This window comes from Sphingomonas sp., from assembly GCF_019746015.1.
Taxonomy (GTDB): domain Bacteria; phylum Pseudomonadota; class Alphaproteobacteria; order Sphingomonadales; family Sphingomonadaceae; genus Sphingomonas.
In genome coordinates, this window is sequence record NZ_JAIESM010000008.1 from 30,257 (window position 1) to 54,846 (window position 24,590).

26 protein-coding genes and 1 tRNA gene are annotated in these 24,590 nt (G+C 68.7%); 20 read left to right on the forward strand and 7 right to left on the reverse strand.

The window, feature by feature from the left end; genetic code table 11:
- Positions 1-58 precede the first annotated feature (58 nt).
- From K2Y03_RS01405 to K2Y03_RS01425, 5 genes are all read left to right on the forward strand, one after another.
- Positions 59-526: a PTS sugar transporter subunit IIA gene (locus K2Y03_RS01405; RefSeq protein ID WP_294087690.1), complete on the forward strand. Its 468-nt coding sequence runs from the start codon at positions 59-61 to the stop codon at positions 524-526.
- Positions 516-986 (forward strand): PaaI family thioesterase, encoded by a 471-nt coding sequence (locus K2Y03_RS01410; RefSeq protein WP_294087691.1) that lies wholly within the window; start codon positions 516-518, stop codon positions 984-986. Before K2Y03_RS01405 ends, K2Y03_RS01410 begins: the two co-directional genes overlap by 11 nt.
- The gene (locus tag K2Y03_RS01415; RefSeq protein WP_294087692.1) at positions 983-1,321 is read left to right on the forward strand and encodes a DUF1491 family protein; all 339 of its coding nucleotides are present in this window, start codon (positions 983-985) and stop codon (positions 1,319-1,321) included. Before K2Y03_RS01410 ends, K2Y03_RS01415 begins: the two co-directional genes overlap by 4 nt.
- A gap of 160 nt (positions 1,322-1,481) precedes the next feature.
- A complete protein-coding gene (locus tag K2Y03_RS01420; RefSeq protein ID WP_294087693.1) occupies positions 1,482-2,099 on the forward strand; it encodes a cell wall hydrolase in 618 nt (205 codons plus the stop codon).
- A 43-nt stretch (positions 2,100-2,142) separates the two neighbouring features.
- A complete protein-coding gene (locus K2Y03_RS01425) occupies positions 2,143-2,631 on the forward strand; it encodes an MmcB family DNA repair protein (RefSeq protein WP_294087694.1) in 489 nt (162 codons plus the stop codon).
- Between the two features lie 55 nt (positions 2,632-2,686).
- Here K2Y03_RS01425 and K2Y03_RS01430 read toward each other — a convergent pair whose 3' ends face one another.
- A complete protein-coding gene (locus K2Y03_RS01430) occupies positions 2,687-3,283 on the reverse strand; it encodes an ankyrin repeat domain-containing protein (protein ID WP_294087695.1) in 597 nt (198 codons plus the stop codon).
- A 73-nt stretch (positions 3,284-3,356) separates the two neighbouring features.
- On the opposite strand from K2Y03_RS01430, the gene K2Y03_RS01435 reads away from it, so the two are divergent.
- The 3 genes from K2Y03_RS01435 to K2Y03_RS01445 are packed head-to-tail and all read left to right on the forward strand — an operon-like array spanning position 3,357 to position 5,055.
- A complete protein-coding gene (locus tag K2Y03_RS01435; protein WP_294087696.1) occupies positions 3,357-3,944 on the forward strand; it encodes an SCO family protein in 588 nt (195 codons plus the stop codon).
- Entirely contained in the window at positions 3,941-4,375 is a 435-nt protein-coding gene (locus K2Y03_RS01440; protein ID WP_294087697.1) for a YcgN family cysteine cluster protein, read from the forward strand. Before K2Y03_RS01435 ends, K2Y03_RS01440 begins: the two co-directional genes overlap by 4 nt.
- On the forward strand, positions 4,372-5,055 hold the full coding sequence (locus K2Y03_RS01445; RefSeq protein WP_294087698.1) for a YgjP-like metallopeptidase domain-containing protein: 684 nt from the start codon (positions 4,372-4,374) through the stop codon (positions 5,053-5,055). The genes K2Y03_RS01440 and K2Y03_RS01445 overlap by 4 nt, the downstream gene beginning before the upstream one ends.
- Here K2Y03_RS01445 and K2Y03_RS01450 read toward each other — a convergent pair.
- The 3 genes from K2Y03_RS01450 to K2Y03_RS01460 are packed head-to-tail and all read right to left on the reverse strand — an operon-like array spanning position 5,031 to position 8,975.
- Complete coding sequence (locus tag K2Y03_RS01450; protein WP_294087699.1) at positions 5,031-7,100, reverse strand: transglycosylase domain-containing protein; 2,070 nt, start codon at positions 7,098-7,100, stop codon at positions 5,031-5,033. The genes K2Y03_RS01445 and K2Y03_RS01450 overlap by 25 nt on opposite strands.
- 48 nt (positions 7,101-7,148) lie before the next feature.
- Positions 7,149-7,547, reverse strand: coding sequence for a peptide-methionine (R)-S-oxide reductase MsrB (gene msrB / locus K2Y03_RS01455; protein ID WP_294087700.1), 399 nt, complete (start codon positions 7,545-7,547; stop codon positions 7,149-7,151).
- A 15-nt stretch (positions 7,548-7,562) separates the two neighbouring features.
- Positions 7,563-8,975, reverse strand: a complete 1,413-nt coding sequence (locus K2Y03_RS01460) for a M24 family metallopeptidase (protein WP_294087701.1) — start codon at positions 8,973-8,975, stop codon at positions 7,563-7,565.
- Between the two features lie 226 nt (positions 8,976-9,201).
- Here K2Y03_RS01460 and K2Y03_RS01465 point away from each other — a divergent pair, with 226 nt between their 5' ends.
- The 6 genes from K2Y03_RS01465 (at position 9,202) to K2Y03_RS01490 (ending at position 17,764) form a co-directional block, all read left to right on the forward strand.
- Positions 9,202-10,182 carry a hypothetical protein gene (locus K2Y03_RS01465; RefSeq protein WP_294087702.1) on the forward strand — a complete coding sequence of 327 codons (981 nt, stop codon included), beginning with the start codon at positions 9,202-9,204 and terminating at the stop codon, positions 10,180-10,182.
- Positions 10,179-11,024, forward strand: a complete 846-nt coding sequence (locus K2Y03_RS01470) for a sugar phosphate isomerase/epimerase (RefSeq protein WP_294087703.1) — start codon at positions 10,179-10,181, stop codon at positions 11,022-11,024. The genes K2Y03_RS01465 and K2Y03_RS01470 overlap by 4 nt, the downstream gene beginning before the upstream one ends.
- Positions 11,017-12,039, forward strand: a complete 1,023-nt coding sequence (locus K2Y03_RS01475) for a glycosyltransferase (RefSeq protein WP_294087704.1) — start codon at positions 11,017-11,019, stop codon at positions 12,037-12,039. The genes K2Y03_RS01470 and K2Y03_RS01475 overlap by 8 nt, the downstream gene beginning before the upstream one ends.
- 11 nt (positions 12,040-12,050) lie before the next feature.
- Entirely contained in the window at positions 12,051-13,196 is a 1,146-nt protein-coding gene (locus K2Y03_RS01480) for an FAD-dependent oxidoreductase (RefSeq protein WP_294087705.1), read from the forward strand.
- Positions 13,189-15,279, forward strand: a complete 2,091-nt coding sequence (locus tag K2Y03_RS01485; protein ID WP_294087707.1) for a hypothetical protein — start codon at positions 13,189-13,191, stop codon at positions 15,277-15,279. Before K2Y03_RS01480 ends, K2Y03_RS01485 begins: the two co-directional genes overlap by 8 nt.
- 112 nt (positions 15,280-15,391) lie before the next feature.
- Positions 15,392-17,764 (forward strand): glycosyltransferase family 2 protein, encoded by a 2,373-nt coding sequence (locus tag K2Y03_RS01490; protein WP_294087708.1) that lies wholly within the window; start codon positions 15,392-15,394, stop codon positions 17,762-17,764.
- Positions 17,765-17,827: 63 nt separating this feature from the next.
- Here the strand turns inward: K2Y03_RS01490 and K2Y03_RS01495 are convergent.
- Both K2Y03_RS01495 and K2Y03_RS01500 read right to left on the reverse strand, forming a co-directional pair.
- A tRNA-Leu gene (locus K2Y03_RS01495) sits at positions 17,828-17,914 on the reverse strand.
- A gap of 95 nt (positions 17,915-18,009) precedes the next feature.
- Positions 18,010-18,705, reverse strand: coding sequence for an MJ0042-type zinc finger domain-containing protein (locus tag K2Y03_RS01500; protein ID WP_294087709.1), 696 nt, complete (start codon positions 18,703-18,705; stop codon positions 18,010-18,012).
- A gap of 169 nt (positions 18,706-18,874) precedes the next feature.
- Here K2Y03_RS01500 and ftsE point away from each other — a divergent pair, with 169 nt between their 5' ends.
- Genes ftsE through K2Y03_RS01520 form a run of 4 tightly spaced genes read left to right on the forward strand, consistent with a single transcriptional unit; the run spans position 18,875 to position 21,691 of the window.
- Positions 18,875-19,585: a cell division ATP-binding protein FtsE gene (gene ftsE / locus K2Y03_RS01505; protein ID WP_294087728.1), complete on the forward strand. Its 711-nt coding sequence runs from the start codon at positions 18,875-18,877 to the stop codon at positions 19,583-19,585.
- The gene (locus K2Y03_RS01510; RefSeq protein WP_294087710.1) at positions 19,582-20,475 is read left to right on the forward strand and encodes an FtsX-like permease family protein; all 894 of its coding nucleotides are present in this window, start codon (positions 19,582-19,584) and stop codon (positions 20,473-20,475) included. Before ftsE ends, K2Y03_RS01510 begins: the two co-directional genes overlap by 4 nt.
- Positions 20,472-21,008 (forward strand): YdcF family protein, encoded by a 537-nt coding sequence (locus tag K2Y03_RS01515; protein WP_294087711.1) that lies wholly within the window; start codon positions 20,472-20,474, stop codon positions 21,006-21,008. Before K2Y03_RS01510 ends, K2Y03_RS01515 begins: the two co-directional genes overlap by 4 nt.
- Positions 21,005-21,691 carry a lysophospholipid acyltransferase family protein gene (locus tag K2Y03_RS01520; protein ID WP_367114742.1) on the forward strand — a complete coding sequence of 229 codons (687 nt, stop codon included), beginning with the start codon at positions 21,005-21,007 and terminating at the stop codon, positions 21,689-21,691. Before K2Y03_RS01515 ends, K2Y03_RS01520 begins: the two co-directional genes overlap by 4 nt.
- Here K2Y03_RS01520 and hisC read toward each other — a convergent pair.
- Positions 21,672-22,778, reverse strand: a complete 1,107-nt coding sequence (gene hisC / locus K2Y03_RS01525) for a histidinol-phosphate transaminase (RefSeq protein WP_294087712.1) — start codon at positions 22,776-22,778, stop codon at positions 21,672-21,674. The genes K2Y03_RS01520 and hisC overlap by 20 nt on opposite strands.
- Positions 22,779-22,839: 61 nt before the next feature.
- On the opposite strand from hisC, the gene K2Y03_RS01530 reads away from it, so the two are divergent.
- Together K2Y03_RS01530 and metW are read left to right on the forward strand one after the other, a co-directional pair.
- Positions 22,840-23,967, forward strand: coding sequence for a homoserine O-acetyltransferase (locus tag K2Y03_RS01530; RefSeq protein WP_294087713.1), 1,128 nt, complete (start codon positions 22,840-22,842; stop codon positions 23,965-23,967).
- The gene (metW, locus tag K2Y03_RS01535; RefSeq protein WP_294087714.1) at positions 23,964-24,551 is read left to right on the forward strand and encodes a methionine biosynthesis protein MetW; all 588 of its coding nucleotides are present in this window, start codon (positions 23,964-23,966) and stop codon (positions 24,549-24,551) included. Before K2Y03_RS01530 ends, metW begins: the two co-directional genes overlap by 4 nt.
- The last annotated feature ends 39 nt before the right edge of the window (positions 24,552-24,590 follow it).

Sequence of the window (24,590 nt, forward strand, 5' to 3'; positions counted from 1 at the left end):
CATCGTCCATTCAGCGCTATGGGACGGCTCCCGAGTTTTCAGGGCTTGTAGGTGCATGATGACCGACTTCAGTGCGTTGCTGCGCGGGGACACCGTGCTGGAGGGGGTGACGGCATCGGGCAAGAAGGCGCTGCTCAACCAGCTCGCCGGCGCGCTGGCCCAGGCGCATGGGCTGGACGCGAAGGCGGCGGCCACCGCCCTGTTCGCGCGCGAAAAGCTGGGCTCCACCGGCTTTGGCGGGGCGATTGCCATTCCGCACGGCAAGCTGGAGGGGCTGGCCCGACCGGTCGGGCTGTTCGCGCGGCTGGCCGAACCCATCGATTTTCAGGCGATTGACGAGCTGCCGGTCGATCTGGTGTTCGTGATGCTGTCACCGCCTTTGGGCGGGGCGGAGCATCTGCGCGCGCTGGCCAGCGTCTCGCGCCGGCTGCGCGATGCCGGCTTCGTGGCCAAGCTGCGCGGCGCCGGCTCGCCCGATGCGCTTTATGCGCTGTGGACGGCGGAAGAGGCGCGCGATGCCGCCTGAGGGCGGCGCGGCTCCTTCCGGCGCGCTGGCCCATTACCGTGCGCTCGAATCGCTTTATGCCGCCGCCCCGATCAACGCGCTGTTCGAGTCGCAGCTCGAAATCACGGGTGCTGGCGAAGCGCGCATCCGCTTCCGGCTGGACCGGCGCCATTTCCATGCCGGCGGCGCGGTGCACGGCACCAGCTATTTCAAGATGCTGGACGATGCCGCTTTCTATGCCGCCAACACGCTGGTCACCGACCGGTTCCTGCTGACGACGCAGTTCAACCTGCTGTTCACCCGGCCGCTAGGCGAGGGCTGGGCGACGGCCGAGGGCCGCTGGGTGAGCGGGCAGCGCCGCGTGCTGATCGCCGATGCGCGGCTGATCGACGCCAGCGGGGAGGAAGTGGCGCGCGGCACCGGCACCTTCATGCGCTCGCGCCTGCCGCTGTCCACGCTGGCCGGCTATCGCCCGGCATGAGCGGCCGGCTGCCGACGCATCTGGTCGTGTCGGCGCTGCTGCGGCGGGTGAATGATGCCGGCGGGCTGGGCACGGTGCTGGCGCGCGGCGATGCCGATGCCGGCGCGGTGCTGATCATCACGAGCGAACGCGGCGCCGGTCCGCGCTGCCTGGAACGCGCGCCGGGGCTTGACGGGCAGGCCCGGCTGGCCGCCACCGGGCCAGACGATGGCGATCTGCAGTCGATCGCCGAATACTGGCAGCGGCGCCGTGTGCGCGACCCCGATTTGTGGGTTATTGAACTGGATATCGCGCAAGCCGAACGGTTCGCCGCTGAAACGATGCTGCTTTATTGACCCGTTAACCGGACGGGCGCATCGGGGCGGCGGTTTTAAAGGCGTGGGCCGATGTGGTGCGATCACCTTCGGTAACGCAGACGGGGAGTAGCCCGGAATCGACAGGCGATAACCGCCCTTTTCGATCCACCGCGCGCTTCCTGCACAGTCAGAATGTCAAATGCCCGGTTTTCGTGTTGCCGCTGTGTCGGCGCTTTTTTGTACCCTGATTTTTGCGGCCTCCAGCACGCCCGGTCTGGCGTCGGGGCCGGACAAGCCGGTGGCGCTGCCCACCCCCGTGCTCGATAAGGCACCCCAGGCGCAGCCGCTGCTGCCCGATCCCAAGGCCGAAGATCTCGACGATAACGAACTGGTCGCTCAGGCCGACCATGCCACGCTGGCGGCTGCTGTCGCCGCGCAGGGCGTGCCCGATGCGGTGGACGACGATCTGCGCTGTCTGGCCGGTGCCGTCTATTTCGAATCGAAGGGCGAACCGCTCGCCGGCCAGCTGGCGGTGGCGCATGTCATCCTCAACCGCACCGAATCGGGCCGCTTCCCGACCTCGATCTGCGCGGTGGTGAAGCAGCCCGGCCAATTCTCGTTCGTGCGCGGCGGCGCGATGCCGTCGATCCCCGACAACCATGCCTATCGCACCGCGATTGCGGTCGCGCAGGTGGCGATGGCCGATGCGTGGGAAAATCCGGTCGAGGATGCGCTTTATTTCCACGCCGCGCGCGTGTCTCCGCAATGGGGCAAGCGCCGGGTGGCGGCGATCGGCAACCACATCTTCTATCGCTGATCCATCTTCCCGAAGTTCTGATTATGTTCTAATGCCGGGGGCAATGATTGCGCCCGGCATCGACTCCGCTTCGGCTCCCGCCGCCCCGCTTGCCGCTGACGTGGCGCGCGGGGTGGCGCGGATGCTGCTGCGCCATGACGTCGTCGCGCTGGCCGAGGTGCCGCTGGACGGGGGCCGGCGTGCCGACCTGATGGCGGTGGACGCGCGCGGCATCATCACCATCGTGGAGATCAAGGTGGCGCGCAGCGACCTGCTGGGCGACGGCAAATGGCAGGATTATCTGCCGCATTGCGACCGTTTCTTCTGGGCGCTCCCCGCCGGGTTCGACACCCGCCCGCTGGAGGGGGCGGCCTTTTTGCCGGAGCGCACCGGCATCATCCTGGCCGACCGTTATGACGCGATGATCGCGCGCGAGGCATCGTCGCACCCGCTTGCCGCCCCCACGCGCAAGCGGCTGCTGCTGCATTTCGCCCGCCGCGCCGCCCGGCGGCTGACGCTGCTGACCGATCCCGAGGCGGGGGTATTGGTTTAGGGTTCGATCAGGCGGTTCCAGCCCGCACCCGTTTCAGCGAAAGCTCAAACCAGCCCTAAGGCGTGGGGCCGGAGACGGCGCGGCGGTCGCGCCGGGGCAGCGTGTCGAAATACTTGCCCAGCGCCGGCATGCGCGTATCCGCCTTGGCATAGGCGCGGGCCGACAGCCCGGCGACATTGTCCGGCTGGTCAGGGTTGGCGCCGGCCTTCACCAGTTCCTCGATCATCGCCATGCTGCGCCGCTGCACCGCAATGATCAGCGGTGTCTCGCCAGCCTGATTGGCCAGGTTCACATTGGCCTTGGCCGCCACGAAAATCGCGATCAGCTCGTCATGTCCGCCATTCACCGCCACCAGCAGCGGCGTGTTGCCGCGCCCGTCGCGCGCATTGGGATTGGCGCCCTTTTGCAGCAGGAAGCGCGTCCAGAGCTGGTCGCCGCGCTTGGCGGTGATGTGCAGGCCCGTTTCGCCGGTGTTGAAATCGCGGTGGTTGACCACCGTCGTGCCCGGAGCGTTGAGCAGCTCGGTCGCTTCCTCGCCCTTGGCGTCGCGCACCGCCTGCAGGAACTTGTAACCGTCGGACTGGCCGAGCTGGGCCGCAGCAGGCGCTGCCACCGCCAACGCGGCCAGAAACAATTTCCAACGCGTCCACATCACTGTCTTCCTTCGTTCAAACCGCCCTGAACCGGGGCTTGTGCGCCAGCCGATAACAGATCATGGCGGGGGGATGAAACCGCTGTTTCGCGTTTTGCCGGTGCTCGCTGCCGCGTTCATCGCCAGCTGTTCGCCAGGGCCCGCCGCGCAGCCGCCGCTGGCCGGCGCCGCCATTGGCGGGCCGTTCACGCTGACCGACCAGCATGGCAAGCGCGTCAGCGACCGCGACTTTGCCGGCAAATACCGCATCTTCTATTTCGGCTATACCTTCTGCCCCGATGTCTGCCCGGTTGACGTGATGCGGCTGAGCGCGGGGCTGAAGGCGCTGGAGGCACGCAATCCCGCGCTTGGCGCCCGGGTGGTACCGATCTTCGTCAGCGTCGATCCGGCGCGCGACACGCCCGCCCGGCTGAAGGAGTTCGCCGCCAATTTCCACCCCCGCCTCGTCGCGCTGACCGGCAGCCAGGCGGAGATCGACGCGGTCGCCAGGCGTTTCGCGGTGCCGCACCAGGCGCTGCCGCCGCGCGCCGATGGCAGCTATCTGGTCGATCATGGCCGCGCCGCCTATCTGTTCGGCCCCGATGGCAAGCCGCTTGCCATCCTGCCGCAGGACGGGCCGCCAACAGCCATTGCCGACGATATCGAACGCTGGGCGCGATGACCGGCCGCTTCTGGGAGACGACACCGATCGACAAGCTCGACCGCGCGCAGTGGGAGGCGCTGTGCGACGGCTGCGGCAAATGCTGCATCCACAAGCTGGAGGATGAGGAAACCGGCGAGCTGTTCCCCACCAATGTCGCCTGCAAGCTGCTCGACCGGCGGACCGCGCGCTGTTCCGATTATCGCCACCGCCATGCCTATGTGCCCGATTGCCTGCGCCTGACGCCGGCCAAGCTTGCCGGCATCGACTGGCTGCCCGCCACCTGCGCCTACAAGCTGCGCGCGGCGGGGGAGCCGCTGCCCGACTGGCACCATCTGGTCTGCGGCGATCCCGAAGCGGTGCACCGCGCCGGCATGTCGGTGCGCGGCTGGACGATTTCGGAACTCGACGCCGGCGATCTGGAGCAGCATCTGATCGACCGCCCGTTATGACCGCGCCACCGGCGGGGCTCGACATTGTCCGCCGGGCCAATGCGCGGCGCTGGCGGCTGACGGTCGACCCGACAAGCGGCGCGGTGCGGCTGACGCTGCCGCATCGCGCCGCCCTCGCGCCCGCGCTTGCCTGGGCGGCCGGGCAGCAGGAGTGGATCGCGGCACAGCGCGCGCGCCTGCCCAGCCCCCGGCCATTCGAGCCCGGCGCGGTGCTGATGGTCGATGACGTGCGGCTGGTGATTGCCTGGCAGGCGGACTGGCCGCGGCGCGTGGAAGCGGTGGCGGGCGAGCTGCGCTGCGGCGGCCCGGCCGAACGCCTGCCGGGGCGGGTCGCCCGCTGGCTGCGCGCACAGGCGCTCGACCGGCTGAGCGCGGAGACCGGCGACTTTGCCCGGCGGCTTGGCGTCAGCATTGCCGGCGTCGCGGTGGGCGATCCGCGCGGGCGCTGGGGCAGCTGCACCTCCACCGGCGTCATCCGCTACAGCTGGCGGCTGATTCTGGCGCCGGGCTGGGTGCGCCGCGCGACGGTGGCGCATGAAGTGGCCCACCGCGTCCACATGCACCACGGCCCCGATTTCCACGCGCTGGTGGCAGAGCTGGTGGGGGCGGATGCCGACCGGTCGCGCGCTTGGCTGCGGCGCGAGGGCGCCGGGCTTCACTGGTTCGGGCGCGAGTCCTGAGGGCGGTCGGCGCGCGGCGGCGGCGCGCGATTTTCTGACGGTGGCGGCGTCTGGCGGGGCGGGGCCTGCCGGTCGAGCACCCGGTCCATCCATGCCTGGTCAAGCTGTTCGGGGTTCCGCCCCGGCGCGTCTTCGGGTGGTGCGGTGCCCTCGTCGGCGGGGCGCTGGTCGGTCGGCATCCCGTCCGGCCCCACGAACAGGCCGTTGTCGGGTCCGCCGAAATACTCGTCCTCGCCCAGGCCCATGCTCGCATCGGGCAGGGTCACGTCGTTCTGGAAATTCTCCACCGGCCGCCGGGCGACCGCTGCCTTCATGAAGGCGGCAAAGGCCCGTGCCGGCGCGGTGCCGCCCTGCAGCCCGGGGATCGGCCGGGCATCGTCGCGCCCCATCCACACGCCCGTCGTCAGCCCGCTCGAAAAGCCCAGGAACCAGCCATCCTTGTTCGAGCTGGTCGTGCCGGTCTTGCCCGCCACCGGCCGGCCGATCTGCGCGGCGCGCGCGGTGCCGGTGTTGACGGCGGTCTGCAGCAGATCGGTCATCTGCGCGGCGACAAAGGGCGCGACCAGCACATGGTTGCGATCGACCTCATGCGCATAGATGGTCACCCCGTTCGCGGTCACCTTGGTGATGCCATAGGGGGTAACCGCGACGCCGTTATTGGCGACCGAGGCAAAGGCGCGCGTCATTTCGATCAGCCGCGCGTCCGACGTGCCCAGCACCATCGACGGGTTGGTGTTGATGGGGGTGGTGATGCCGAAGCGGCGCGCCATGTCGGCCACCGTGCCAAAGCCCACTTCCTGGCCCAGCTTGGCGGCCACCGTGTTGATTGAATAGGCAAAGGCGTTGCGCAGGCTGACCGGGCCGATGTTGCGGCGCGAGCTGTTGCGCGGGCTCCAGCCGTTGATCGTCACCGGTTCGTCGACCAGCTCGTCCTCCGGCTTGTGCCCGGCTTCCAGCGCGGCAAGATAGACGAACAGCTTGAACGACGAGCCCGGCTGGCGCACCGCCTGCGTCGCGCGGTTGTAGATCGAGGCGACATAATCCTTGCCGCCCACCATCGCGCGCACCGCGCCGTCGCGGTCGAGCGATACCAGCGCCCCTTGCGCGCCGGCGGGCGCATTGGCGCGGATCGCGGCATCGGCGGCGCGCTGCGCGCCCAGGTCCAGCGTGGTCCACACGTCGAGCGGGCGCTGATTCTCGTCGATCAGCACTTCCAGCTGGGGCAGCGCCCAGTCGGTGAAATAGCGCACGCTGTTCTGCTTGGGCTCGGGCACGAAGGCGATCTGGTCGATCGCCGCCTCGTCACCCGGGCGGATGACGCCCGCCTCGCGCATCAGCCCCACGACGACCCGCGCACGGCCCTTGGCGGCCTCGATATCGGCGGTCGGCGAATAATGCGACGGCGCCTTCACCAGACCGGCAATCACCGCCGCCTCGGTCAGGCTCAGCCGCTCGGCGCCATGGCCGAAGAATTTGCGCGCGGCGGCATCAATGCCATAGGCGCCGCCGCCGAAATAGACCTTGTTCAGGTAGAGCTCGAGGATCTCGTCCTTGCTGAACTTGCGTTCCAGCGCCAGCGCCAGCACCGCCTCGCGCACCTTGCGGTCGAACGCCTTGGTCGATGACAGGAACAGATTGCGCGCCAGCTGCTGGGTGATGGTGGAGCCGCCCTGCAGCCAGCGCCCGCGTTCCAGCCGCACCTGCACCGAACGCACCATGCCGATCGGATCGACGCCGGGGTGGCTGCGGAAGCGGCGATCCTCCACGGCCACCATCGCGTCGCGCATCACGGCGGGAATCTTGGCATAGGGCAGCCAGTCGCCATAGCTTGGCCCCAGCGACACGATGACCGTGCCATCGGCGGCGTGGACGCGGATCATCTGGCCGTTGGGCGAGGATTTCAGCTCGTCGAACCCGGGCAGCTGCTGCATCGCCACATAGACGGCAATCGCCAGCACGCCGGCCGCCAGCACGCCCAGACCGATCGACAATTGCAGCGCCAGCACGAACCAGCGGCGCCAGCGGGGGGCGGAAGAACGGGACATCAGCCTTTGCGCGAATACCGCCGATCGGTGCCGCTCACAAGCGCCGCGTCACGCCTGGCGCGGCTGAAAGTCGAGCGACAGCGAATTGATGCAATAGCGCAGGCCTGTGGGCGGCGGGCCGTCGGGGAAGACATGGCCCAGATGCCCCTCGCACCGCGCGCAGCGATTTTCCACCCGCCGCATGCCATAGCTGGTGTCGGCATGGTCGCTCACGCGGTCCGCCGCCACCGGCTGGGTGAAGCTGGGCCAGCCCGACCCCGAATCAAATTTGTCGGCGCTGTCGAACAGGTCCAGCCCGCAGCCGGCGCAGCGATAGACGCCATCGGCCTTGTGCCCGTCATAGCGCCCGGCAAAGGCGCGCTCGGTGCCGGCCTCGCGCAGCACATGATATTGTTCAGGGGTCAGCCGCGCCCGCCATTCGGCTTCGGTCAGCACCAGTCGGTCCATTGCGCGTCTCCCATATCAATGCCGCGCAGAAATGGGCGGGCGGGGCCCCGTGCGCAAGGGTCGCGCGGCTCCGCCGATCAGATGAAAGCGGGTCTGCCGCCCGTCCAGGAAGCGCAGCTTTTCGCCATCGAAAATGCCGTCCTCCTCGGTGCGGAACTGCACCATCTGCCCGCCCCATTCGGGCACGGCCTGCGTCTGCGACAGTTCGATCGACCAGGCGGTGTTCGGGCGCAGCCGGTGGTCGCCGCGCGGCCCCGGCGTCTGATCGTCCCAAAAGCCGATCGCGGCGCCGGCGGCATGGCCGTGATAGCCCAGCGGGTGCGAATAGATGGTCGGGTTCAGCCCCTGCGCGGTGGCGGTGGCGCGCGCGGCGACCAGCATGTCGTTGCCGGTCCGCCCGGTCTGAAAGGCGGCGGTCAGCGCATCCTGCACGCGGTTGGCATTGGCGAGCCCCGCCTTCAGCCCGGCCGGGGCATCGCGCTCGCCGGGGCGCAGCACATAGCCCAGATGCTGGGTATCGGTTGAAAAGCCCAGATAGACGATGCCGAAATCGGTCCACAGCATGTCGCCGGGCTGGATCACGATGTCGCCGCTCACATCGTTCTTGCCCTTGCGGAAGACATGGACCGAGGGCTGGAACCAGGTGGCGAGCTTCAGCGCGGCAATCCGCTCGCGCATCCACCACACCACATCGTCGGCGGTGGTCTTGCCGGGCGTGATGACGCGCGCCGAAAACGCCTCGGCAATGATCGCATGGGCGATGCGCACGATGCCGGGATAGAGCGCCATTTCGGCCGGGGTGCGCGTTTCCAGCCAGCCGATCGCCAGATCGCCCGCCGGCACCAGCCGCCCCCGATACCCCTCGGGCAGGGCGGTGACCAAGGCGTCATGCTGGCTCTTGGTCAGCCCGTCGGCAAAGGCGCTGTCGGCGGAGATGTTGACGGCAATCCGCTTCGGCGCGCGTTCGGCGACGATCTGGCCCAGCCGGCGCCACTGGTCGGGCTCCTCCTCCGGCTTCCAGGCGGGTGCGAACAGCCCGCCGAGCCCATAGCGGCTGACCGTCAGCCGTTCCACCGGGCGGCCGCCGCCGGGATCGAAAAACACCAGGATCGTCCGCCGCCGGGCGTGGAAGCTCTCCGCATCGAGCATCGTCGCGACGACCGGATCTTCCAGATATTCGCGTGCGACCAGAATCCACATATCGACGCCCTGCTCGCGCATCAGTGCCGGCACCAGCGTGTCGAGCCGGTCGGCCAGCCAGCCATTGCGCAGCTTGGCCTGCTGGCGCAGCGGCAGGATGGCGGGCGCCGGGGCTGCCAGCGCCTCCCCCTGATCGGGCACATAAGCGGGCTTCGATGCGGCCTGCGCGGGCCCGATGGCGGGCAATAAGGCGAGCATGGCAGCACAGGCAGGCAGAACGGCGTGCATCGACTTGTCCCCCAAAGGCCGCGCGACCATGCCCCCGCTGTGCGAACGCGACAAGGGGGGCGTGGTGCATGGCGTCGGCGCGGCGTGCGGCCGCCGGCGGCGTGAGCGGTAACCTTATCTATATCAATGTTATGTACGCCCAACCCATGCGCATTGGGGCTGGGCGTCAGCTGCTGCCCGAGGCGCATGGTCTCACTTCCAAGGATGCGGCGCTGGGCGACCCGAGATGAACGGTTCTGAAGCCACCGGAAACAGCGACTGCCTGATCGGCCATACCGGCTTTGTCGGCGGGGCCTTGCTGCGCCAGGCCGCCTTTGCCGCGTGCTACAACAGCGCAACGATTGCGGGCATAGACGGCCGCCGCTTTGCAACCGTTGTCTGCGCGGCGGCGCCCGGATCGATGATCGAGGCCAACCGGTCCCCCGAGCGCGACCGCGCGCAGATCGATCGCCTGATCGAGCGTCTGTCGACGATCCGTGCCGATCGGTTCGTGCTGATTTCGTCAATCGCCGTGCTCGCCGATTTCGCCGGCGGCGACGACGAATCGACAAGCGCCTTCCAGCACGAACTGGCCTATGGCCGCCACCGTCGCGCGCTCGAAGCGTTTGTCGAGCGCCATTTTCCGCACAGCCTGATCGTGCGGCTGCCGGCGCTGTTCGGGCACGGGCTGCGCAAGAACTTCGTGTTCGACCTGATCAATCCGGTGCCGTCGATGCTGACGGCGGAGAAGCGCGACTGGCTTGTCGACCAGCTCGATCAGCCGCTCGCCGCGCTGGTGACGGCGCTTTATGCCCATGATGCGGCAACCGGCCTGTTCAGGCTGGACCGCGCGGCGCTCAACGCCGACCGGCGGCGCCGCGCGCTTGACGCTGCGGTCACGGAACTGGGTGCCTCGGCGACGCAGTTCCACCACCCGGACACGACCTATCAATATTATGCCATCGACCGGCTGTGGCGCGACATCGGCATTGCGCTGGATGCCGGGCTGTCGTGCATCCATCTGGTGGCGGCGCCGCTTTCGGCCGGGGCGATCCACCAGCGGCTGACCGGGCGCGCCATGCCGGCCACCGCCGCACGCCTGCACCGCGAGGACATGCGCACGCGCCACGCCGCTCTTTGGGGCGCGACCGAGCCTTACCAATATGGTGCCGCCGCGACGCTTGATCGCCTGGCCGCCTTCCATGCCGACGAAAGCGCGATGGCATGAGGCTGGCCATGTCCAATATCGCCTGGTCGGTCGATGAACGGATCGAGGCCTATGCGATCCTGGCCGATGCCGGGATCACCGGGCTGGAAATCGCCCCGGGGTTGTTCTTCCACGCCGCCGCCGATCCGTTCGTGCCCGATGCAGCAGTCGCGCGCGACGCGATGCGCGAGGCGGAAAGTGCCGGGCTGTCGCTGGTCTCGATGCAATCGCTGCTGTTCGGTGTCGCGGGCGCAGGCCTGTTCGACGGTGCGGCCGCGTGCGCGGCGCTCGAGCATGGCATGGGCCGGGCGATCGCACTCGCCGGGCGGTTCGGCATTCGCAATCTGGTGTTCGGCTCGCCCGCCCAGCGCCGCGTGCCCGCCGGCATGGCCATGGGCGACGCGCTGGTCCAGGCCGCCGAGCTGTTCCGCCGGCTGGGCGACAGGGCAGCGAGCGCCGGGACGCGGATCACCATCGAAGCCAATCCGGCCGCCTATGGCACCAATTTCCTGAACACGCTCGACGAGGCAGAGGCATTTGTCGAGCGGGTCGATCATCCGGCCATCGCGCTGATCCTTGACCTTGGCGCGATGCACATGAACGGCAGTTTCGACACGGTGCCGGCCCGGCTGCCGCAGATCGCGCCGCGGCTGAACCATGTTCATGTCAGCGAGCCTGATCTGGCCCCCGCGCCGGCTGATGCCGAAGCGCTGGTGCCGGTGCTGCAGGGGCTGCGCGCGCTGGGTTATGGAAAGGCGGTCTCGATCGAGATGAAGCGCACGGGCCATGGGCTTGCCGATGTCGCGCGTGCGGCCGGGCGGCTGGCAGATGCGGCGGCGCGGACGGGGGCGATCCATGCGTGAGCCCGATGCCAGCCAGTTCAGAAAGCCGCGCGAGGATGTTGTCGTCTCCGCCTGCTTTTCCGATCTGCCAAGCGACGACCGCACCTTCCAGACGGTGCGCGATCTCGCCACGACGCTCGATCAGGCCTACCGGTTCCGCGAAATCATCCTGGTGGTTGACGACACCCAGCGCCCGGCGTTCCTTGATCTGGTCGGGCAGGTGCCCAACCTGCGCCTGTTCGTCGTGCGGCGCGGCACCGAATATTATCAGCGGCGGGTGATCGCCGCCGAAGAGGCGATCGGCGACATCGTGCTGATCGGCAATATCGACGAGATCGCCCATATGGACGTGCTCGCGCTTCTCGATCAGACCGAGCAGGCGGGCGCGATCACGCTGGCCAACCGCGCAGTGCGCCGGCCGGTGAAAGACATGCTGGCCTGGCCGTTCATCGCGCTGGGGCGGCTGGCGGGATTCAAGGTCGATCCGAGCGACTTCCAGACCAGCGCCATGCCGCGCACGCTGCTCAACCTGGTGCTGGCGCATGACGAACCCCGGCTGGCGCTGCGCTTTCCGCCGCGCGACCCGCGCCTGCCGCTCGCGCATTTCCGCACCGACCGCAATGTGACAACGCGCACCGCATTTCTCGACATTCCGCGCCGTGCGCAGCTGCTGCAGACGTTGCTGGTGTATCTGACGCCCACGATCCTGTCGGTGGTGGCGTTGTCGTCGGCGGTGCTGACGCTGGTCGGCTTGGCCTATGCGGCCTATATCGCCGGCGCGCTGGTTCTGGTTCACCATCTCGCGCCCGGCTGGCTGACCACCAATGTCATGCTGGCGGTCAGCGCAGTGTTCATGGGCATGTCGACGCTAGGCCTCAGCCTCGGGCTGCAGCATCTGCTGCGGCAGCAGGGCCGGCTCAAGGCCGATCTGGTGTCCGAAGAGGTCAACCGGATCGACCTGTTCCACCAGGTCGCGTTCGATCTCAATGTCGAGCTGGACAGCGATGCCGGCGCCGGCGCGCGCGGCAACAGCTGATGCCGGCACCGATGCGAACAGACTATGATTACATCGTGATCGGCGGCGGCTTTTACGGCTGCTGCCTTGCGCTTTATCTGCGGTCGATCTCGCGGCGCGTGCTGGTGGTGGAGGCATCGTCACGGCTGATGAACCGGGCGTCGCGGGTCAATCAGGCGCGGGTGCACACCGGCTTTCATTACCCACGCTCGGCGGCGACGGCGGTCAAGTCGATGCTGCTCCACCGCCGCTTCCTGAAGGATTTCCCCGAAGCGGTGGTCGGTGATTTCCAGATGCTCTATGCCATTGCGCGGCGGCGTTCGAAGGTTGCGGCCAAGAAATTCTATCGCATGTTCCGCGACATGGGCGCGCCGATCGCGCCCGCGCCGCCCAGCCACCGGGCGCTGTTCAACGCCGACATGATCGAAGAGGCGTTCACCTGCTTCGAGGTCGCCTTCGACCATGCCGTGCTGGCCCGGCAGGTCGGGGCGCGGCTGGCCGATGCCGGTGTCGAGGTGCGCCTGTCGACCGAGTTGTGCGGTCTGCAAGACCGCGCCGGCGGCGTGGTGGCCGGGCTGTCCGACGGCAGCGAAGTGACCGCGCGCTATGCCTTCAACATCACCTATGCCCAGATCAATGCCGTGCTGGCGAAGGCTGGGCTGCCCCATGCCCGGCTGAAGCACGAAATTGCCGAACTGGCGCTGATCGAGCCGCCGTGCGAGCTGGAAAAGATCGGTGTGACGGTAATGGACGGGCCGTTCTTTTCGACAATGCCCTATCCGTCGGAGCAGCTCCATTCGCTCACCCATGTGCGCTACACCCCGCATGAAAGCTGGGCCGACGATCCGGAGCGACGCGACCCCTATCGTTATTTCGCCAGCCTCGATCCGGAAACGCGCTACGCCTTCATGCTGCGCGATGCCCAGCGTTACCTGCCATGCCTGGGCGGCGCGACGTTTCGGCGGTCGATCTATGACATCAAGACCGTGCTGCTGAAGAACGAAGGCGATGATGGCCGCCCGATCCTCTATCACCGCAAGCCAGACAGCAGCCGGGTGATCTCGATCCTGGGCGGCAAGATCGACAATATTTACGACCTGTTCGAAGCGGTGAAGGGCACTTCGCCCGAATTCGCGTCACTCGATGCAGGCTTCGTCTTCGGGGCGGTCCATGCCTGAGCCGCGCGGGACGGCAGCGAGCCGGGCGCCGCAGCGCGGCGGGCTGGCACTTGTCGCGGTTGCGGCACTTGTTCTGCTGATGCGCGGGCTCGTCTTGCTGTTCGATCACAGCCTCAATTCGATCGACGGCGCGCTCCAGACCTGGTTCGCGCTCAGCAATTTTGCCCATGGCGAACAGCTCGGCACGGCCTTCCAGTCCTATCTGGGCATCACCATGGTCGTTGCCCTGCTGCCGGTCTATGCCGCGCTGGGGCAGACACTGTTCGCGTCGACCATGGCGGCGAACACGCTGGTCGTGGCGGGCGCGTTCGCCGCGGCTTACGGCACGGTCTGGATGTGCCGGGGCGTGCCGCCGCGCCGGCGCTGGCAGGCGACGCTGCTGCTGGTGTTCCTGTTCTATTTCGCCCTGCGCATCGCCGCCGAAACGGTGGGGCGTCCCTATCCCGTGTCGTTCGATCCCGGCGTGTCGCTTCGCCCGTTGCGCGGGTTCCTGCCGTTTTTCGTGCTGCCCTTTTTCGTGCTGCTGCTGCGCAGGGTGCGCCGTGACGGGCGCGCCGCGGCGGGCGCCCTGCTGGGGCTGGTTGCGGGTGCGGGGCTGCTATGGTCGAACGACGCGGGGATTCCGCTGGTGATCGCGGCCGCGCTTGGCATCGTCATGGCGCTGCACGGGCGCGCGGCGCTGATGGTGAAGACGCTTGCCGCGTTCGGCGCGGGAACGGCGGTGTCGGCCGCGGGCATCCTGATGCTCGTCACCCATGGCCATCCGGGGCCGTGGCTGCGCTATAATTTTCAGGATGTGGCAGGGGACCAGTTCTGGTTTTTCGCGCCATGGGATCGCAGCACGCGGATTCTGGGCGTGGCGGACCTGCCCAACATACTGTCCGGCGGCGAGCCGCTTGCCACCGCCAGCCTGGTTTTACTGACCAGTGCCGTCCTTGTCGCGATCGTGCGGCGGCTGCGCGGCCGCGGCTCGCCGATCCGGGGCGCGGCGTTCATCTTCGTCGGCGCGGCGGTGATCGGCACTGCCCTCATCCCCCAGATCGGCGGCCATATCGGCCCGGAATATAACGGCGTTACCTTCGTGCTGGGGGCCTGTGCGCCGCTGATCCTGAGCGAGCGGGTGCTGTTCCGTCTGGCCAAGCCCGTCATGCGCCGGGCTGACGCGCGCTTGCCCGGCCTGGTCGCGGGCCTGGCCGCGCTGGCGATGGTCGGGATCGAAGCCGGGCGCCTTGCCGCAACCTGGGCCAAGAGCGACCGGGTCGTTTACGTCGCCGCACTCGGCTTTCACGTGACACGCGCCTATGCCGCCGATCTGCAGGCGATGCGCCGGCTGTCGGATGACTGGCGCACCCGGCCGATCCGCAACGATCGCAAGCTGCTGTCGGTCTATACCTCGCCGCTCGACATCGTCGCCGGGGTCGAAAGCCCGGCCCCGGTCGGATCGCTGATCCATGCGCTGGGGCCGCGCAACCGGGCCGATGTCGCAGGGCTGGTCGCCGGCCGCGCGGTTGAAGCGGTCACCACCATCGCGCCCGATTACAGCGGGTGGGAGGGGTGGATCCTGCGTGCCAACTGGCCGTTCTTCCGGCAACTCTACCAGAATTACACGCCCATCGCGCGCAACAATCAGCAGATCTTGTGGGTGCGCGCGGGCGCGGCTGGGGGCTCAGCACCGCCCGGCCCCGCGCGCTGCACCGTTTCCGCCACCTCGCCGAGCGCGCTGGTCGTCAGCATCACCGCGCCGCGCGGCGGACTTGCCTCGGTAACCGTGGACCGCCGCCCGCCCTTTGGCACCGGGCGGACCGCGTTGCTGACGGTCACCGAACGCTCACCGGACACGATCGGGCAGGGCACGGAGCGGTGGAGCGATTTTCCGCGCTATGGCGTTGCCAATGCCGCACGCCTGTCGCTCGTCGCGCCGGTGGCGGCCGGTGTCGTCACCCGGCTGACGCTCGATGTGATGGACGGATCGGACATTGGCGCGGCGACCTGCACCGCACAGCTTTACGCCCCCGTCGATACCGCCACCCTGCCCGGGCTGCCCGAAGGCATCGACCGCTATCTGGCAGGGGCCCGGCGATGATGAGGCTGCTGCGGTTCCAGGCGGTCACCGAGCGGGGCAGCTCGGGCTTCGCAAACGCTGCCATGGGCGAGTTGGTTGCTTTTGCCGATGCTTCAGCAAGGCCGGCGGCGCGATGACCATGCAGACCCCGATCCGCATCGATGATTCCGGCTGGGACGTTCCGGCGCATGATACGGCAATCTATGCCGGCAAGCGGCATGCCCATGCGCTGGTCATCCCCGTCATCAACGAGGGCGAGCGCATTCGTGCGCAGCTGCTGCGCATCAAGGCGGCACAGCTCCCGGTCGACGTGATCGTGGCCGATGGCGGATCGACCGACGGTTCGCTCGATCCCGCATTCGTGCAATCGGCCGATGTCCGCGCGGTGCTGACCAAGACCGGCCCGGGCAAGCTCAGCGCGCAGCTGCGGATCGCCTATGCCTGGTGTCTGCGGCAGGGTTATGAAGGCATCGTCACCATTGACGGCAATGGCAAGGACGGAGTCGATGCCGTCGCCGACATGGTCGCCAGGCTCGAGCAGGGGTTCGACTATGTGCAGGGCTCGCGCTATCTGCCCGGCGGGGCGGCCGAGAACACGCCACTGGAGCGGCACCTGGCCAACCGGCTGATCCATGCGCCGCTGCTGAGCGTTGCCGGCCGGCACTGGTTCACCGACACGACCAACGGCTTCCGCGCCTATTCCGCGCGCTATCTGATGCATCCGGACGTGCGCCCTTTCCGCGACGAATTCCGGGTCTACAACCTGCTTTTCTATCTCACCGTGCGCGCCGGCCAGCTGGGGCTGAAGGTTGCCCATGTGCCGGTGGTGCGCGCCTATCCCGAAAGCGGCAAGGTGCCCACCAAGATCGGCGGCTTCGCGTCGAAGCTCGCGCTGCTGGCGGAAACGCTGGTCGCCGCAACCGGCGGCCACACGCCCGATGATGCGGTGCGTCGGCCCCCCGCGCTGACCTGGCCCTTGCTGGCGGTGCTGCTGCTCACCGCACCGCTGTTCCTGAGCCTGGTCGTGTTTCCTCCCTATTCGCCTGATTCCTGGGCGCTCTACGAATTGGCGCAGACCGTCTTTGGCGATTTCTATCGCTTCAGCCACTGGCGCAGCTATGCGAGCGGCGCGCCCTATTCGGCCGCCTTCCCGCCGCTCTACCCGGTGCTGATCGCGGTGGTCGACGCCGTGCTCGGAACCGGCGCGCGCACGGGGCTCTACCTTGCCTTCGCCTTCTACGCGGCCTTTGCGCTGGTATCGGAAAAGATCGGCCGGCGGGTGACGGGGGCACCGTGGCTGGGGCTGGCGGCGGTGCTGCCGCTGCTGCTGGGCCACAACATGCTGCTGGCCGAACTGGGCGCCGGGCGGACCATCCCGCTGCAGCTGCTGCTCTATGCCCTTGTCCTGCTGGCGCTGTTGAAGGGCGAAAGGATCGGCCTGGCCGGGGCGGCCGGCATCGGCTTTCTCACCGGTCTGGCCATTCTCAACCGGTTTGATGCGGCGTTGCTGCCGCTGCTGGCGGCGGCACTGGTCTGGTGGCTCACGCGCAAGCCGGGCCGGGCGCTTGCGCTCCTTGCCGCGGCAGCGGTCACGCTGTCGCCCTGGATTTGGTATTCGCTTGCGACCTTTGGCTCACCCTTTGCGACCGACAATGCGGGCATCGCGACGTCGCTCGATCGCGCTGCCTTTGTGACCGATTGGTGGCCCGGCCCCCGGCCGACCCTGGCCGATGATCCGCTGGCATGGGGCGCGCGCATCGGTGCCAATGTGATCGAGTGCGCGCTGACGGGGGTCGCCCTGCTGGTTGGCCCGATGGGGCTGGTGGCGGCGGCCTTTCTGGCGGTGCCGGCAAGCCTTGCCGGCCTTGTCAGGCTGGGGCCGCAGGCAATGCCGGCGCGCCGCCGCGTCGCCCCTGCGCTCCGGATCATGGCGGGCTTCGTCCTGATCCTGGCGGTGCTGCTGGCGCCGCAGGTGCTGACCGGCTATCTGGAAAACCGCTATTTCGCCGCATCCTTATGGGCTGCTCTGCTGGCTGCGGCCTGCTGGGGAATTGCGCAGGGGCGCACCCGCCACCAGCGCATGATCTTCGGGCGGATCGCCTTTGCCGTGGTGGCGGTGGCGATACTGCCCGTTTCGGTCGCACAGCTGGTTCATACCGCGCGGGCCGGGCAGCTGGACGCCGGCCGATGGGCGCGTTTCGACGCGCCGGCCGATGTGCGCACGCTGCAGGCCTGTGTGCAGCACGCCCCGGGTGCGCGCATTCTGGTGCTCGGCGATGACGGGTTTGCCGCGCAGGCCGGCGCGCTGGGCGGGCTGGCCACGATGATGGAGCCGCGCAACATGGCGCGCGGCCGGCTGGGCGCGGCGGGCAGCCGGGCGTTCATTGCCACGTGGCACGTCGATTATGTGCTCGTGAAGGATGCCGCGCGCACGCGCTTTGCGACAACGACATTCGATCTGGAACGGGTCGCGGCCTGCCCGATGAGGCTGTACCGGGTGCGCTAGGATCATCGTCGAGGCCGACCGCGTCGCCCGCAGGCGAAAAATAGGCTGGCTAGTCAGGCTATCTGGTGCGGTCGAGAAGACTCGAACTTCCACGTCCTTTCGGACACAACGACCTCAACGTTGCGCGTCTACCAGTTCCGCCACGACCGCACGTGAACACCAACCGGGCATGCGCCCGGCCAGCTGGCAGGAGCGGGCACCTACCAAAGGGGGGCAGGCGGCACAAGCGGCTTTTGGTGGCGCGTTCAGCTCAGCCGGCTGCGCGCGAAGGTGAAGCGCAGGTCCTTCGAATTGCTCGGCACGTCGATCTGCGCGGAATGGAAGCTCAGGCGCTGGCGCGGGCGCAGCGTGCGCGCCTCGGGCTGGATGGTCCAGCTGAACACCACGCGGTGGTGCGAATCGCGCAGCTCGGCCAGAATGTCGGGCACCGGTTGCGGCCGGTTCGACGGGTTCACCACCTGGCCCGATACCGCGAAAATCTCGCTGCCATTGGGCAGGTTGCGGCGCTGCACGGGGCTCGGCTCCACGATCAGCACCGTCTCGCGCGCTTCGGCCAGCCCCAGCTGGGCAGCGATGCCGGGCGAGCCGAAATAGCTGATCGCGCCGACGCCGGCCAGCATCACCACCCCGGCGGCAATGGCGGCAATGGTATAGCGGCGGGCCGGGTTGCGGCGCGGCTGGAACGGCGGCTGATAGCGGAAGGCGTCATAATCCTCCGCCGGGGCAGTGGCCGGCTGGGCGGCGGCAGGGGTGGCGGGCTGGGGCGCCGGGGCCGGCTGAGCGACGGGGGCGGCGGCCGCTGCTGCCAGTGCCTGCGCCGAGGCGCCTTCCTGAAACCAGCTATGCTTGCAATTGGCGCAGCGCACGGTGCGGCCGTCCGGCCCGATTGCCGTGTCGGGAACGAGATAGCGGGTGCCGCACGCAGAACAATCGAGAATCATGGAGCCGGGGCTTCTTCCAGTCGGGCGAAGGATATACCCATTATTGTCAAGATGCCAAAGCTTGGCATGGGCGCGCCGGGCTGGCAACCTGTTGCTGCCGCGTGCTTGAGCGTGCGCGGCAGGCATGCCATGGCGGATGGCCCAACCGAGCGAGGCAACAGACGCCGCGATGGCGACAATCGTGCAGTTTGACAAAGTCGGCCTGCGTTATGGCACCGGCGAGGAAACGTTGACCGACATCAGCTTTACGCTGGGGAGCGGCGCGTTCTACTTCCTCACCGGTGCGTCGGGCGCGGGCAAGACCTCGCTGCTCAAGCTGCTTTACCTTGCCCAGCGGCCAACGCGCGGCGCGATCCGCCTGTTCGGTGAGGATGCCGCGCAGATGCCGCGCGCGCGCCTGCCCGGTTTTCGCCGGCGGATCGGCGTGGTGTTCCAGGATTTCCGATTGATGCCGCACCTGAGCGCGTTCGACAATATCGCGCTGCCGCTGCGCGTGGCGGGCGTGCCCGAGGCCGATATCGCCGCCCCGGTCAACGAAATGCTCGCCTGGGTCGGGCTGTCGCACCGGGTGGAGGCGCGACCGCAGACCATGTCGGGCGGCGAGCAGCAGCGCGTTGCCATTGCCCGCGCGGTGATCGGCCGGCCCGAAATTCTGGTGGCTGATGAGCCGACCGGCAATGTCGACCCCGAAATGGCCGACCGGCTGCTTCATCTGTTCGACAGCCTCAACCGGCTGGGCACGACCGTTGTCGTCGCCACGCATGATTTCAACCTGCTCGGCCGGATTGCCGGCGCACACATGATGCGGCTTGACAAAGGGCGGCTGCTCGACCCGACCGGCTCGCTGCGCTTTCCCCCCATTGCCGGGGGTGCGGCATGAAACTCACGGTGATCAGCTCGGCCGCCGACCGCCGCCTGCTCGACGAGGGGCGCGAGACGCGGGCGATGGTGTGGATCATGGCGATCATGCTGTTCCTCACCGTGCTCGCCGCCGCCTTCGGCCTGGGCGCGCTGTCGGCGGCGCGCGCGCTCGACCAGCAGCTGGCCGGCAAGCTGACGCTGCAGATCGTCAATGCCGACCCGGCCCAGCGCGATGCGGAGGCGGCCCGGCTGCTCGCCGAAATGCGCCGCGCGCCGCAGGTGGCCCGGGCCGAGCCGGTCGACCGCGCGCAGCTGGCCCAGCTACTGCGCCCCTGGCTGGGCGAGGACGGCGCCGACCCCGATCTGCCGATTCCGGCGATGATCGATGTCGAGCTGCGCGCGGGCACCCCGGCGGCGGTGGCGGCGGCGACCGACCTCATCCACCGCGTCGCCCCGGCCGCGCGGATCGACCGCTATGAAAGCTGGATGTCGCCGGTGTCGCGCTTCATGCAGGTGATGATCGCGCTGGCCGCCGGGCTCGTGCTGCTGATGGCGGCGGCAACGGCCACGGTCGTGGTGCTGGCCGCGCGCGCGGGGCTGGACAGCCACCGGGACACGATCGAGATGCTGCACATGCTGGGCTCGACCGACGCGCAGGTGGCGCGGCTGTTCCAGCGCCGGCTCGCGCTCGACACCTTGCTGGGCGGGGCGATCGGCACGGTTGCGGCGCTGGCGATGGTCGCGTTTCTGGGCGCGCAGATTGCCGGGCTGGGCGCCGATCTGGTGAGCGGTGTGGTGTTCACCGCGCGCGACTGGGTGCTGCTGCTCGGCCTGCCGGTGGCGTTTGCGCTGCTGGCCACCTGGGTGGCGCGCGCGGCGGTGCTCGGGGCGTTGAGGCGCTATCTGTGATCCGGCGGCTGGTGGCGGCGCTGGCCCTTGCCTGGGTGCTGGGCTTTGGCTGGTTCATGCTGGCGCTGCCCGGCCCCAGGGCGCCGGCGCGCACCGATGCGATCGTGGTGATGACGGGAGCGCCCGGGCGCATCGACCGGGGCCTTGCCCTGCTGCGGGCGGGGCAGGCGAAGCGGCTGCTCGTCTCCGGCGTGGGCAGCGACGTGACCCGCGCCGCGCTGGTCGAGCGTTACCCGCATGCGCGCGCGCTGTTCGCCTGCTGCATCGATCTGGGGCATCAGGCGATCGACACCCGTTCCAATGCGGAGGAGACCGCCGACTGGGTGCGCGCGCATGGCTATCGCTCGGTGCGGCTGGTGACGTCGGACTGGCATCTGCGCCGCGCCGAGATGGAGCTCGAATCGACCCTGGGCCCGCAGGTGATGCTGCTGGGCGATGGCGTGCCGGGCGATCCGGGCGCGCCGCTGCTGTTTGAGGAATATAACAAGCTGCTGGTGCGCCGCATCGCGCTATGGCTGGGGCTGGGGGCATGATGGCGTGGCTGCGCACCTGGGCGTTCCAGGCGATATTCTATGGCGGTTCGGTGGTGTTCGTGCTGATGTCGCCGCTCGCCGCGCTGATCGACCGGCGGGTGCTGGTCGCGCTTGTCCACCAATGGTGCCGCTTTCACCGGCTCGCCTGCGCGCTGATCCTCGGCATCCGCAGCCGGGCGCAAGGGGTGCCGCCGCCGGGCCAGTATCTCTACGCCGCCAAACATCATGCGATGTACGAAACGCTCGAGCTGGTGCTGATGCTGGGCGACCCCGTCGTCGTCATCAAGCAGGAGCTGGCGCGCATTCCCATCTGGGGCTGGGCGGTGCAGCGGTTCGGCGCGATCGTGGTGGATCGTGACGCGTCTGCCACGGCGCTGCGCGCGATGATGCAGCAGGCACGCGCGGCCAAGGCAGCGGGCCGCTCGGTGCTGATCTTCCCCGAAGGGACGCGGGTGCCCGAAGGGGCGCGGCCGCCGCTCAAATCGGGGTTTGCCGGGCTGTACCGGGCCTATGGCCTGCCGGTGGTGCCGGTGGCGATCGATTCAGGCCGCAACTGGCCCAGGGGAAAGCCGAAGCGCGCCGGGGTCGTCACCTTCGCGTTCGACGCCCCGATTGCGCCGGGCGCCGGGCGCGAGGCGATCGAGGCGGCGGTTCACACCGCGATCAACCGGCTGGAGCCATAGTCTCCAGCACGTCGCGCATCGCGGCGAGCAGCCCGCGCGTTTCCTCCTCGGTGCCGATGGTCATGCGCAGGCCGTGCGGCAGGCCCTGTTTGGGCAGCCAGCGCACGATATAGCCGCGCGCCATCAGCGCCTGGTACATCGCCTCTGCCGACACCTCGCCCTCGAACAGCACCAGCACGAAATTGGCCTGGCTGGGAATGGCGCGCAGCCCGTGGTTGGAAAGTGCGCCGATCTGCTCGGCAAACCAGGCGCGCCACAGCCGGTTGTGCGCGCGGGCGGCGGCCACGAAATCGTCATCGGCCAGCGCGGCGACGGCGGCCTGCTGCCCCGCCGTGGTCACGTTGAAGGGCAGGCGGATGCGGTGCATCGCCTCCACCACTGCCGCCGGGCCATAGCCCCAGCCGATCCGTTCCGCCGCCAGCCCGAAAATCTTGGAGAAAGTGCGCGTCACCAGCACATTGGGCGCGGTCATCGCCAGCATCAGGCCGTGATCATCCTCGTCCTCGCCCAGATATTCGGCATAGGCTTGGTCGATCACCAGCAGCACATGCGGCGGCAGGGCCGCATGCAGCCGGGCAATCTCGCCACGCGGGGCAAAGGTGCCGGTGGGGTTGTTGGGGTTGGCGATGAAGACGATGCGGGTGCGCTCGGTCACGCAGGCCAGGATCGCGTCGACATCGGTCGCATAGTCGCGGTCGGGCGCGATCACGGGCGTTGCACCCACCCGGCGCGCGGCGATTTCATACACGGCAAAGCCGTAATGGACGAAGATCACCTCGTCCCCTGGCCCCGCATAGGCACCGGCGGCAAGGTGGAGAATATCGTCCGATCCGGTGCCATAGATGACGCGCGCCGGATCGAGCCCATATTTCGCTGCCACCGCCTCCCGCAAAATGGTGGCGCCGGGGTCCGGATAGCGGTCCAGCGCGTCGGCGGCGGCAAGGGCCGCACGCGCGCCGGCGGGCGTGCCCAGCGGATTTTCGTTCGACGAGAGCTTGGCCTTCACCACCACGCCGGGAACGGTCGAGCGGCCAGGCACATAGGGGGCAATCGCCATCACCCAGGGTTTTGGTTCAGGGGCTGTCATGCACGCCCCCTAGCGCCCATGGATTGACAAGCCAAGCGCTGCCCCCCTAGCCCCGCCGGTTATGCACGACACCCGCTTTGGCCTGGCCCGCACGGCAACGCTTGCCGGGCCGCTTGCGCTCGATTCGGGGGCGGTGCTGGCGCCGGTCGACATTGCCTATGAAACCTATGGCAATCTTAGCGCCGATGGCGGCAACGCGATTCTCATCTGCCACGCGCTGACCGGCGACCAGCATGTCGCCAGCCCCCACCCGATCACCGGCAAGCCGGGCTGGTGGGCGCGCATGGTGGGCGCGGGCAAGCCGATCGACCCGGCGCGCCACTTCATCATCTGCGCCAATGTGCTGGGCAGCTGCATGGGCTCGTCCGGCCCGGCCAGCCTGGCCGCCGACGGCGCGCGCTATGCCATGCGCTTTCCGGTCATCACCGTCGCCGACATGGTGCGCGCACAGGCAATGCTGCTCGATCATCTGGGCGTTGCGCGCCTCAGCGCGGTGGTGGGCGGATCGATGGGCGGGATGCAGGCGCTGTGCTGGGCCGCGCTGTTCCCCGAGCGGGTTGCCGCCTGCGTGGCGATTGCCGCCACCGCCCGGCACAGCGCGCAGAACATCGCCTTTCACGAAGTGGGCCGGCAGGCGATCATGGCCGATCCCGCCTGGCGCGGCGGCGATTATTATGACGGGGCGGGGCCGGCGGCGGGTCTCGCCGTCGCGCGGATGGCGGCGCACATCACCTATCTGTCCGAAGCCGGGCTGACCGAAAAATTCGGCCGCCGGCTGCAGGCGCGGCCGGGCAATTCCAACGGCGCGAAAAGCTTCGGCTTCGATGCCGATTTCCAGGTCGAAAGCTATCTGCGCCACCAGGGGTTGAGCTTTGTCGACCGGTTCGATGCCAACAGCTATCTCTACATCACCCGCGCGATGGACTATTTCGATCTGGCGGAGCCGCATGGCGGCCGGTTGTCGCTGGCCTTTGCGCCCGCGCGCGCGACGCGCTTCTGCGTGGTCAGCTTCGATACCGACTGGCTTTATCCCACTGCCGAATCGCGGCTGATCGTACAGGCGCTGAACGCCGCCGGCGCGCCGGCCAGCTTCGTTGAACTCTCCAGCCCCTTCGGCCATGACGCCTTCCTGCTCGACAGCCCCGAGCTGAACCGCGTTGTCGACGGGTTCCTCCAGGCCGCGCCATGATGCTGCGCCCCGATCTTGCGGTGATCGCCGCGCATGTTGCCCCCGGCGCCCGCGTGCTCGATGTCGGCTGCGGCGACGGCGCGCTGCTCGCGGTGCTGCGCGATGCCAAGGGGGTGGACGCGCGCGGGCTGGAAATCGATGCCGACAATGTCGCGCGGGCGGTGGCGCGCGGCCTGTCGGTGGTGCAGGGCGATGCCGACCGCGATCTGGCCGCCTATCCCGATGCCAGCTTCGACTATGCGATTCTCAGCCAGACCCTGCAGACCACGCACGCGCCCGCCCGCGTGCTCGACGAGCTGCTGCGCATCGGCGGGCGGGCTTTCGTCTCCTTCCCAAATTTCGCGCATTGGCGGGTGCGGCTGGCGCTGCTGACGACGGGGCGGATGCCGGTCACCCGGCTGCTGCCCGAACGCTGGTATGACACACCCAACATCCACCATCTGACGATCGAGGATTTCCGCGCCTTCGCCCGCGCACGCGGGCTGCGGGTGGAACAGGCCTGGTTTCTGGCCGGCGACCAGAGCTGCCGCCCGGCCGGCGCCAACTGGTTCGCGGAACATGCCGTGTTCCTGGTGCGGCGGTAGGGGGTTACGCGGGCGTCACCCCGGACGCGTTCCGGGGTC

Bases quoted from the DNA above. Each gene is read 5' to 3' on its own strand.
- K2Y03_RS01405 (WP_294087690.1), top strand. From the start codon at position 59: ATGACCGACTTCAGTGCGTTGCTGCGCGGGGACACCGTGCTGGAGGGG.
- K2Y03_RS01410 (WP_294087691.1), top strand. From the start codon at position 516: ATGCCGCCTGAGGGCGGCGCGGCTCCTTCCGGCGCGCTGGCCCATTAC.
- K2Y03_RS01415 (WP_294087692.1), top strand. From the start codon at position 983: ATGAGCGGCCGGCTGCCGACGCATCTGGTCGTGTCGGCGCTGCTGCGG.
- K2Y03_RS01420 (WP_294087693.1), top strand. From the start codon at position 1,482: ATGCCCGGTTTTCGTGTTGCCGCTGTGTCGGCGCTTTTTTGTACCCTG.
- K2Y03_RS01425 (WP_294087694.1), top strand. From the start codon at position 2,143: ATGATTGCGCCCGGCATCGACTCCGCTTCGGCTCCCGCCGCCCCGCTT.
- K2Y03_RS01430 (WP_294087695.1), bottom strand. From the start codon at position 3,283: ATGTGGACGCGTTGGAAATTGTTTCTGGCCGCGTTGGCGGTGGCAGCG.
- K2Y03_RS01435 (WP_294087696.1), top strand. From the start codon at position 3,357: ATGAAACCGCTGTTTCGCGTTTTGCCGGTGCTCGCTGCCGCGTTCATC.
- K2Y03_RS01440 (WP_294087697.1), top strand. From the start codon at position 3,941: ATGACCGGCCGCTTCTGGGAGACGACACCGATCGACAAGCTCGACCGC.
- K2Y03_RS01445 (WP_294087698.1), top strand. From the start codon at position 4,372: ATGACCGCGCCACCGGCGGGGCTCGACATTGTCCGCCGGGCCAATGCG.
- K2Y03_RS01450 (WP_294087699.1), bottom strand. From the start codon at position 7,100: ATGTCCCGTTCTTCCGCCCCCCGCTGGCGCCGCTGGTTCGTGCTGGCG.
- msrB (WP_294087700.1), bottom strand. From the start codon at position 7,547: ATGGACCGACTGGTGCTGACCGAAGCCGAATGGCGGGCGCGGCTGACC.
- K2Y03_RS01460 (WP_294087701.1), bottom strand. From the start codon at position 8,975: ATGCACGCCGTTCTGCCTGCCTGTGCTGCCATGCTCGCCTTATTGCCC.
- K2Y03_RS01465 (WP_294087702.1), top strand. From the start codon at position 9,202: ATGAACGGTTCTGAAGCCACCGGAAACAGCGACTGCCTGATCGGCCAT.
- K2Y03_RS01470 (WP_294087703.1), top strand. From the start codon at position 10,179: ATGAGGCTGGCCATGTCCAATATCGCCTGGTCGGTCGATGAACGGATC.
- K2Y03_RS01475 (WP_294087704.1), top strand. From the start codon at position 11,017: ATGCGTGAGCCCGATGCCAGCCAGTTCAGAAAGCCGCGCGAGGATGTT.
- K2Y03_RS01480 (WP_294087705.1), top strand. From the start codon at position 12,051: ATGCGAACAGACTATGATTACATCGTGATCGGCGGCGGCTTTTACGGC.
- K2Y03_RS01485 (WP_294087707.1), top strand. From the start codon at position 13,189: ATGCCTGAGCCGCGCGGGACGGCAGCGAGCCGGGCGCCGCAGCGCGGC.
- K2Y03_RS01490 (WP_294087708.1), top strand. From the start codon at position 15,392: ATGACCATGCAGACCCCGATCCGCATCGATGATTCCGGCTGGGACGTT.
- K2Y03_RS01500 (WP_294087709.1), bottom strand. From the start codon at position 18,705: ATGATTCTCGATTGTTCTGCGTGCGGCACCCGCTATCTCGTTCCCGAC.
- ftsE (WP_294087728.1), top strand. From the start codon at position 18,875: ATGGCGACAATCGTGCAGTTTGACAAAGTCGGCCTGCGTTATGGCACC.
- K2Y03_RS01510 (WP_294087710.1), top strand. From the start codon at position 19,582: ATGAAACTCACGGTGATCAGCTCGGCCGCCGACCGCCGCCTGCTCGAC.
- K2Y03_RS01520 (WP_367114742.1), top strand. From the start codon at position 21,005: ATGATGGCGTGGCTGCGCACCTGGGCGTTCCAGGCGATATTCTATGGC.
- hisC (WP_294087712.1), bottom strand. From the start codon at position 22,778: ATGACAGCCCCTGAACCAAAACCCTGGGTGATGGCGATTGCCCCCTAT.
- K2Y03_RS01530 (WP_294087713.1), top strand. From the start codon at position 22,840: ATGCACGACACCCGCTTTGGCCTGGCCCGCACGGCAACGCTTGCCGGG.
- metW (WP_294087714.1), top strand. From the start codon at position 23,964: ATGATGCTGCGCCCCGATCTTGCGGTGATCGCCGCGCATGTTGCCCCC.